The 8,769-nt window shown below is 52.5% G+C and carries 8 protein-coding genes; 1 reads left to right on the plus strand and 7 read right to left on the minus strand.

All coding sequences use genetic code 11. The features are described 5' to 3' along the window. Positions 1–136: 136 nt before the first annotated feature. Entirely contained in the window at positions 137–649 is a 513-nt protein-coding gene (locus KI367_RS26165) for a transporter family protein (protein ID WP_156124737.1), read from the minus strand. Between the two features lie 211 nt (positions 650–860). On the opposite strand from KI367_RS26165, the gene KI367_RS26170 reads away from it, so the two are divergent. Beyond that, entirely contained in the window at positions 861–1,436 is a 576-nt protein-coding gene (locus tag KI367_RS26170) for a nucleotidyltransferase family protein (RefSeq protein WP_036715115.1), read from the plus strand. A 78-nt stretch (positions 1,437–1,514) separates the two neighbouring features. On the opposite strand, the gene KI367_RS26175 is transcribed toward KI367_RS26170, so the two are convergent. The 6 genes from KI367_RS26175 to KI367_RS26200 form a co-directional block, all read right to left on the minus strand. Then, the gene (locus tag KI367_RS26175; RefSeq protein ID WP_036715114.1) at positions 1,515–2,480 is read right to left on the minus strand and encodes an ABC transporter ATP-binding protein; all 966 of its coding nucleotides are present in this window, start codon (positions 2,478–2,480) and stop codon (positions 1,515–1,517) included. Further along, the gene (locus KI367_RS26180) at positions 2,473–3,456 is read right to left on the minus strand and encodes an ABC transporter ATP-binding protein (protein ID WP_212953144.1); all 984 of its coding nucleotides are present in this window, start codon (positions 3,454–3,456) and stop codon (positions 2,473–2,475) included. Before KI367_RS26180 ends, KI367_RS26175 begins: the two co-directional genes overlap by 8 nt. Before the next feature lie 14 nt (positions 3,457–3,470). Continuing rightward, positions 3,471–4,400, minus strand: coding sequence for an oligopeptide ABC transporter permease (gene opp4C / locus KI367_RS26185; protein WP_212953148.1), 930 nt, complete (start codon positions 4,398–4,400; stop codon positions 3,471–3,473). 15 nt (positions 4,401–4,415) lie between these two features. Continuing rightward, the gene (locus KI367_RS26190; RefSeq protein WP_036715112.1) at positions 4,416–5,372 is read right to left on the minus strand and encodes an ABC transporter permease; all 957 of its coding nucleotides are present in this window, start codon (positions 5,370–5,372) and stop codon (positions 4,416–4,418) included. Positions 5,373–5,451: 79 nt separating this feature from the next. Next, positions 5,452–7,203 carry an ABC transporter substrate-binding protein gene (locus tag KI367_RS26195; protein WP_212953151.1) on the minus strand — a complete coding sequence of 584 codons (1,752 nt, stop codon included), beginning with the start codon at positions 7,201–7,203 and terminating at the stop codon, positions 5,452–5,454. A gap of 248 nt (positions 7,204–7,451) precedes the next feature. After that, entirely contained in the window at positions 7,452–8,201 is a 750-nt protein-coding gene (locus KI367_RS26200) for an ArsR/SmtB family transcription factor (protein ID WP_246537333.1), read from the minus strand. Positions 8,202–8,769 lie beyond the last annotated feature (568 nt).

The raw sequence follows: 8,769 nt of genomic DNA on the forward strand, positions 1-8,769 counted from the left end.
GTAAAATGGTTGTCTGGTAACTTTCATTTTACAAGATCAGACGGTTTTTTTGTGTTATTTTTTGCATTCAACGAAAATGGGCGGACCAGAAGTCAGTTTTCACTGACTTTCTGGACAGCCCCTTTTTCGATGACGATTAATAAGCCAATACGCTGGATGTATATTCAATGCTTTGTTCGAAAACACCGTTTTTATTGATCGAATGAATGCAAGCAACGCGGTAATAAAAACCTTTCACTCCGGTAAAGACCGCATCTCCAACGACGAAATCGGACGAATTTTTGGAGAACAGGGTGGAATTGACGTTCACCCAACCGGTTCCCGTAAACCGCTGCAGGGTTACGTCGGCTTTAATGACATCAACCACCGTGGTAGCGGTCGTATCGGCGTTCACGCTTAACTTCCCGTTGCCGATGGCCGAAATGTTTGCATTACCGCCAGCCAGATACAAATAATTGCCGTTAATGCTCAAGCTATTCAATGTTTCCGGAGGTGGTGGTGTGAGAGCGCCCGGCTCGGTCACTGCAGAAGAAGTAGCGGTATTGTCGGCTGCGTACGATTCGGCTCCCGCCCCGGTCGCCAGCAGCATGCTGAGCGCAGAGACGGCAACGGTCATGGTTAATAGCTTGCGAACATTGGATTTCTTCATACTCTCACCTGTCCTTAAATGGTTAATATTGGAATACAATATGTATAACGTTTGAAACGTGGACAAGTTTCGCTGTTACGCGAATTTTTTTTGTGAAATTTTGTGAAATTTGCTTTTTTTCGATCTTACCGTCTGTTGGTGTAGTATAATAGGGTTTCGTTTCGCGTATTGGCTATTTTATGTCGGTTATTTTCGATCAAGGAGGGAAAACATGATCCGATCCGAACAAGATCTGATCCGCCTCGTGCAGCAGGATGACTGGATGATGGACGTTCTTCATGCCGCCAAAACGCTGCATCTGCCGGACTGGTGGGTTTGCGCCGGCTTTGTCCGCTCGAAAATATGGGACGTGTTGCACGGCTTTGCCGAAAGAACGCCTTTACCCGATGTCGATGTTGTCTATTTTGACCCCGGTAACCTGAATGAAGCTGCCGAAAAAGAACTGGAGCGCAAGCTATATGCCATACGTCCGAACGTTCCGTGGTCGGTCAAAAACGAAGCCAGAATGCATGTGATCAACCAAATGCCCCCTTTTATTTCGTCCACCGACGCCATTGCGAATTTTACGGAAACCGCGACGGCTCTTGGCCTGACGTTGGACGAACAGGACCGCGTTCGGCTGACGGCTCCGCACGGCATAGAGGACGCCGTCAACCTGGTCGTTCGACCGACTCCCTATTACATGCGATCTCCGGATCGGGCACGAATCTATGAGAACCGCGTCTCGAACAAACGGTGGAACGAGACCTGGCCCCGCGTCGTGATCGAGCATATTCGGATGGTTTAACGCATTCCCCCTGGATGTTTTCGCTAAAAAGGCATGGTTCCTGAAGGAGCCATGCCTTTATAATTCAAAGATTCAAACCTAGGCCAGATGGCAAGCCACGAAATGGCCGCCGCCCGCGTCGCGGAACTCCGGCACCTCTTCCTTGCAGCGGGCCACGGCAAACGGGCACCGCGTATGGAATTTGCATCCGGACGGCGGGTCGGCGGGGTTCGGGATGTCGCCGTTCAGGACGATCCGCTCGCGTTTCAGCTTCGGAATCGGAATCGGCACCGCCGACAGCAGCGCTTTGGTATACGGATGAAGCGGATTTTTAAACAACTCGTCCCGCGATGCGGTTTCCATCATCGAACCCAAATACATCACCCCGATCCGGGTGCACAAATGCTCGACCACGCTAAGGTCATGGGAGATGAACAGGTACGTCAGCCCCCGCGTCTCCTGCAGCTTCCTGAACAGATTGATGATCTGGGCCTGGATCGACACGTCCAGCGCGGATACCGGTTCGTCCGCAATGATCAGGTCCGGGTTCAGAATGAGCGCCCGGGCAATCCCGATCCGCTGGCGCTGCCCTCCCGAAAACTCGTGCGGGAAGCGGTCGATATGATAGGACGACAAGCCGCAGGATTGCAATACTTCAAGCACCCGGTCGCGGATTTCATCCTTGGGCACGAGGCCGTGGTCCAGCAGCGCCTCGCCGATGGCGTCTCCGACGCGGATTCGCGGATTCAGCGAGCTGTACGGATCCTGGAAGATAAGCTGCATGCTCGGACGGATTTTGCGGAGCTCATCCGAAGACAAACCATACAGGTCGATGCCTTTGAACTTCACTTCGCCGTCGGTTTTCTCTGTAAGGCGGATGATCGTTTTGCCGACCGTGCTTTTGCCGCTTCCGGATTCGCCGACGAGGCCGAAGGTTTCCCCTTTCTGAATCGTCAAGCTGATGTCGTCGACGGCTTTCACGTGCCCGACCGTCCGGTTCAGCAGCCCTTTTTGTATGGGGAAATATTTTTTTAAGTGATTGACTTCAAGCAATGCCTCAGGCATGGACCAGCGCCTCCTCGTACAGCCAGCAAGCAGCCTTCTGCTGCTCGCCGACTTCTTTCAATACAGGCTGCTTCGTTCTGCAAATGTCCATGCAGTGCTGGCAGCGGTCATGGAAATAACAGGATTCCGTCAACTCCAGCGGATTCGGGACCTGGCCCGGAATCGAATACAGTTCGTCCGTGCGCTGATTGATGATCGGCTTGGATTTCAGCAACCCTTGGGTATACGGGTGTTTCGGCGATTGGAACAGCTGGACGACTTCGCCTTCTTCCACGATTTTGCCCGCGTACATGACGATAACGTAATCCGCCATTTCGGCCACGACGCCGAGATCGTGGGTGATCAGCATGATGGACATGTTGTTTTGTTCTTTGAACTGGCGGAGAATATCCAGAATTTGCGCCTGGATCGTTACGTCGAGCGCGGTCGTCGGTTCGTCGGCGATCAGCAGCTTCGGGTTGCCCGAAATCGCGATTGCGATCATGATCCGCTGGAGCATGCCTCCGCTCAGCTCATGCGGGTAAGAATCCGCGATTTGCTCCGCGCGCGAAATGCCGACTTTTTCGATCAGTTCGATCGCCCGTTTCCGCGCTTCCTTTTTGCTCAGCTTCTGATGGACGAGCAGCGGCTCCATGATTTGCTGGCCGATCTTCAGGACCGGATTGAGCGAAGACATCGGCTCCTGAAAAATCATCGATATTTCGTTGCCGCGAAGGGAGCGAAGCTCGTTTTTGCTCAATTTCAAAAGATCCCGGCCCTCGAAGTGGATTTGGCCGTCCACGACTTTGCCGCCGGGCTCCTCGACCAAACCCATGATCGACATGGCGGTCACGCTTTTTCCGCAGCCGGATTCCCCCACGATGCATACCGTTTCGCCTTCGCGAACGCGGAAGCTGACATCGTTGACGGCTTTGACCGTGCCGTTTTCGGTATGAAAATGCGTGCTGAGATGGTTGATTTGAATTAAATCTTTCATCGGAAGTTCCCCACCTACCTCTTCTGTTTAGGATCCAGAACGTCCCTGAGGCCGTCCCCGAAAATGTTGATCGCGATGACGGTGGCGAAAATGGAAAAACCCGGAGGAACCCACAGCCATGGATGCTCCTGAAAATCGATCAGGTTGTTCGCCGCGTCGATCATGTTCCCCCATGTCGGTGTCGGCGCCATAACCCCGAGCCCGAAAAAGCTGAGCGCCGATTCGCTGAGAATCGATCCGCCGATGTTCAAGGTCGCGATCACGATCAATAACGGGATGATGTTCGGCAGCAAATGGTTGAACAGTTTGCGGCGGTCCCGCAGCCCGAGCACGACGGCGGCCTGCATGAATTCCCGCTCCCGCAGGCTGAGCATTTGCCCCCGCACCATCCGCGCGAGGCCCGGCCAGTTGACCAACCCGAGCATCAGCATGACGATGTACATCCGGTATTCGGTCGGCACTTTCCAATCGGAAAGCAGCGCCCCGAAAATAAACAGCAGCGGCAGTCCCGGAATCGTCAGCAGCAGATCGGCGATCCGCATGATGATTTGGTCGACGATGCCCCGGTAATACCCTGCGATTGCGCCAAGTAACGACCCGATAAAAACGGACAAAACCATGGACGCCAGACCGACGGTCAACGAAATGCGCCCGGCCTGGAGCACGCGGGTGAGGACATCCCTGCCAAGGGCGTCCGTTCCCAGCCAATGCTTAAGGCTCGGCGGTTTGTTCATCAAAGCCATATTGACTTTATTGTCGGTGTAAGGCGAGAAAAACGGCCCCACAAAACAAGCCAGAAACATAATAACGACAACGACGAGCCCCGAAACCGCGAGCTTGTTTTTCATCAGCCTGCGCATCGATTGCTTGAAAAGGGATGATGATTTGGCGGGAGCGTTTTTCGCCCCGACCGCCTCCGGTAGCGGAGTGCTGTTCAGTGACATGTCTGGTCCCCCCCTCTAATGCAGCCGGACGCGCGGATCGGCGATATGGTACAAAATGTCGGATAGCAGCGTCCCGATGACGGTCAACACCGCTAACAACATCGTAAAGCCCATGAGCAGCGGATAATCCCGCAGCCCGAAGGACTGGATGTACAGCTGCCCGATCCCCGGCCAGTTAAAAATTTTCTCAATGATCAGCGAACCGCCGAACAAGGAAGGAAGCTCGAACCCCACCAGCGTAATGGCCGGCAGGAGCGCATTGCGCAGCGCGTGTCTGAACAGCACCTTGTTTTCCTTCAATCCTTTGGCCCGCGCCGTGCGGATATAATCCTGCTTGATGACGTCGATCATGTTGCTGCGGAAATAACGGGTCAAGGAACCGACGCCCAGCAGCGTCATGACGACGACAGGGAGCGTCATATGATGAATCACTTCCTTGACGTACGCCAGCCCCGTCGCGTTGCTGCCCGTCGTCAGCATGCCGCCCGGCGGCAGCCACTTCAGGTCGACGGCGCATATTTTGATCAGGAACAAACCGATAAAAAACGACGGGAGCGACATGGCCGCAAAAATCAAAACCATCACGAGCGTGTCGAACCAGGAATACTGCTTGTACGCGGAAACAACGCCGATGATGACGGCGATCAGCCAGGTAAAAAACGTCGATACGGCCGCAAGCAGGAAGGAGTTCCATATGTACTCGTTAAACAGCGTCAGCACGGGCTTCTGCTGCGCCAGGGAGAATCCGAAATCGCCGTGCAGCGCGTTTTTCATCCAAATGCCGTATCGCTCGAGCAGCGGTTTGTTGAGCCCGTAAATTTCTCTCAGCTCGGCCTTGCGCTCGGGGCTCAATTTGATATTGCTGCTGATGAAATCCCCGGGCGTCAGCGCATACAGGCAAAAAATCAACAGCGACGCGGCCAGCAAAATGATCACCATGTAGCTGATCCGTTTCGTTAAATACGCACTCATCATTAGCCTCCTAATCGCATGGTCCCCCGCCCGTGGCGATCATGCCGCGATAAGCGAGGGACGGGATGGTTGTTACGGATTATTGCGCCGGTTTCAGCGTCCAGTCCGGAAGACTGTTGGCCAAGCCGACGAACGGGCTAACGGACAGGTTGTCGATTCGTCCATTGTATCCATAGACGGTTTTTTTGTAGCTCGTGAAGATGATCGGCAGTTCGTCGTTCAGCAGCTGGAAGATTTCTTTGTAAATCTGTTTCCGCTGCTCGATGTCGGACGTCGCCAAGCCTTTTTCATACAATTCTTTGAATTTCGGATTGTCGTAGCCTTTGATCTCCCCGTCCATGAATTGCACAAGGCCATCCGAAGGATCGGTCAGCATCGGCGTGGAGAAGGACACGAGATCGTAATCTCCGCTTTCCACTTTCGACACGAGCGAGTTGAAGTCCGCGAACACTTCCGGCTCGAATTTTACGCCCAATGCCTGGAAGTTTTCTTTGGCTACGGCGATGAAAATATCGGTTTGCTTGCTCTTGGAGCCTAGATAGTGAATGACGAGCTGTTTGCCGTCTTTTTCGCGGATGCCGCCTGCGCCTTCTTTCCAACCTGCTTCGTCGAGAAGCTGTTTGGCTTTTTCCGTATCGAATTTATACGGGTTGATGCCTTCTTCCGTGTACGCCCAGGAGATCGGGGAAGCCGGAATGTTCGCTACCGAACCTGCTCCTTGGTTGGCGTCCACATAGATGCTTTGGCGGTCCAAACCGTACGTGAGCGCTTGCCGTACTTTTTTGTCCTTAAGCGCTTCGTGTTCCAGATTGACCTGAAGGTATCCGTACGTGCTTGGCGTGTATGGAATGATGTTCACGAAGCCGAGGGACTTCAGCTTCTCGATGTTTTCCGTCGTGGCGCTGAACGAAGCGTAGTCGACTTCGCCGGTTTCGAGGTACTGCCACGTGTCGCCTTCCGACGTTTTATAGATGAAACGTTCCGTTTTCGGTTTGCCTTTGTAATAGTTTTCGTTGGCCACAAAACGGACTTCCTGTCCCGGAATGAATTTTTCAAGCTTGTATGGTCCGCTGCCGACCGGGTTCGAATGAAGTTTTTTGATGTAATCCAATTGTCCGAATTTGTAGTCTTTGCCGTAATAAGCTTTGGACAAAACCTGTCCTCCCAGCATGACGAGCGCGGTGGCGTTCGGCTTCTCGAGCGTTACGGAAATCGTCTGCGGATCGATGACTTTGATCCCTTCGATGCTTTTGGCTTTGCCTTCTTTATACGCTTGGGCCCCTTTCACGGCGAGCGTAGGAACCATGGAATCCCCGTCGTACGCTTTGTCGAACTGAATCGTCCACGTAAACGCGACATCGTCCGCCGTCAGCGGCGATCCGTCGCTGAATTTCAGGTCTTTGCGCAAGTGGTATGTATACGTAAGCTGATCGTCCGATACGTCCCATTTTTCGGCCAAATCAGGAATTGGCAGCCCTTTATCGTCAACGGTTACCAAAGAGCTGAACAACAGGGAGTTGACGTTGCCGTCGTATCCGCTTTGGGTAAAATATGGCGTAAACGCGCCGCTCGGATCGGTGAGCCCGACGATAATCGTATCGGTACGCTGCTTGGCGACCGCCGGAAGTTTGGACATGTCCGCTGCCGCGTAAGGTTCCGTTAATCCGGATTCGCCGCCCGGTACTGTCGTGTTCCCCTCTTTCGCGCCTTGTTCCGTTTGCGCGGAATTGCCGCTTGCGGCCGGCTCCGCATCGTTGTTGTTCGAGCACGCCGACATCAGCAGCGAACCGACGAGCATGAGCGACGTTAATAAAATGACACCTTTTTTCATGAAACTCTAACCTCCCGTTTTGTACCCATCTCGATCATTCCTATAAGATAAGTATGAATTAAGATTCCATTAATTATTGTCTATTATAGGAAGCAAACCGAGTTCTGTAAATAGAGAACTTCAAAAGTTTTCTGAAAAAATTTTTATAAGGCGCAATCGGCTTGCACATATAACGCATTTTGCTGACGAATGATTCGAATCAAAAAACCTCCTTACTGCCCGTCAGGCAAATAAGGAGGTCCCAGAGCTTATCCCTCTTCAATATAACGGTAGATCCGCTCTTGGAGCTGATCCAACGCCCGTCTTCTCAAGCTGTATTCCGTCAGGTTTTCGCCTTCGAAATGCGCGTAAAGCACGCCGGCGCTGCGGAGTTTGGAGATATGGTCATGCGTGATGCCTTTGGAAAGCTTCAAATGGCTGACGATTTCCGTGAACGTGCGCGGGCCCCGGTTCAGGAATTTCAAAATTTTCATCCGGTTTTTTTCGCCCAGGCTGCGCAGCAAACGGAGATCATGCGTCGGAATGAGGTCCTCATCCCCCAAATAGATGCGCGCATTATAATGGCAGACGAGCATGCTCCCGTATTGGGCCACCATATTCAGCGGTTGAAAATGATATTGCGGCACAAGCACGAGTTTCTCGATTTCGGAAAGCGGTTTGAAGAGCATGCCGTTGGTCGTTTCGTCGACGAATTCTTCGCCATCGATTTCGGTCAAACGCCGAAGCCGGTCTTGTTTTTCTTGCTCCAAAGCGAGCAGGATGGCCGGATCGACATGTTCGAAATATTGCTCATGCCACTGCCGGAACAGGTGGATCGTTTTTTCATGGAAAACCTCGATGTCTTCCTCCGGAAATTCATTGCCGTTGGCCGCGAAAAGCTCGATCAAATCACGGGTGCCCAGCTGCCCGAACCAATCGAGAAAGCCGTCGACCCCCAACCCTTCGGGAGCAACGAAAGCGGTCAAATACGCGAACCCCCAGTCTCCGTTAACGAGCATGTCATCCAGCAGGCGGGCGAATTCAGGGGTGAGCCGCTCCTTTGTTTCTTGTGCCCAGCATGGGGCAAGATCTATCTTTTTGTGCGACTTTCGACATATGTAGGAATGCAAGCTATTCATAAACTCGTGAACGGGCTCGAACGCAATTTCTAAATCAAACGCCAATTTCTCTCTCCTCCCTCCCATTTTACGAAACGAAATTGACTTCATTATAACGTGAACACTTTAAAGCAATCCACTATTTCCATCGTTTAACTTAGGAATGTATCACATTTATATGCAAAAGCATGCATCCTTTTGGCGGTTGAATGAAGACCGTTGCCATCATACCAGATATTCCGCCGCCCCTTCAACAATCCAAAACCATCCCGCAACGCCGAACGCCGGGCCTTTTAAGCCCCCAATTTCGATTCAGAACTTGCGTTTTCCCCCATCGTGAACAATCATAACCACCCGTCCAACGGGTGGTTTGCACTTGGGGTATAACCCCCTGTTGCCAAACTGCGCCTAAAGACGCTAGCCTGACAATAAATTGTTCAGGCTCAGTGTAATTTGCCTCTTTCACTTA

The sequence above is a fragment of the Paenibacillus cookii genome, assembly GCF_018333375.1.
Lineage (GTDB): Bacteria > Bacillota > Bacilli > Paenibacillales > Paenibacillaceae > Paenibacillus_AQ > Paenibacillus_AQ cookii.

Coding starts and splice junctions, on each gene's coding strand:
- KI367_RS26165 (WP_156124737.1), bottom strand. CDS start 649: ATGAAGAAATCCAATGTTCGCAAGCTATTAACCATGACCGTTGCCGTC.
- KI367_RS26170 (WP_036715115.1), top strand. CDS start 861: ATGATCCGATCCGAACAAGATCTGATCCGCCTCGTGCAGCAGGATGAC.
- KI367_RS26175 (WP_036715114.1), bottom strand. CDS start 2,480: ATGCCTGAGGCATTGCTTGAAGTCAATCACTTAAAAAAATATTTCCCC.
- KI367_RS26180 (WP_212953144.1), bottom strand. CDS start 3,456: ATGAAAGATTTAATTCAAATCAACCATCTCAGCACGCATTTTCATACC.
- opp4C (WP_212953148.1), bottom strand. CDS start 4,400: ATGTCACTGAACAGCACTCCGCTACCGGAGGCGGTCGGGGCGAAAAAC.
- KI367_RS26190 (WP_036715112.1), bottom strand. CDS start 5,372: ATGAGTGCGTATTTAACGAAACGGATCAGCTACATGGTGATCATTTTG.
- KI367_RS26195 (WP_212953151.1), bottom strand. CDS start 7,203: ATGAAAAAAGGTGTCATTTTATTAACGTCGCTCATGCTCGTCGGTTCG.
- KI367_RS26200 (WP_246537333.1), bottom strand. CDS start 8,201: ATGCTCGTTAACGGAGACTGGGGGTTCGCGTATTTGACCGCTTTCGTT.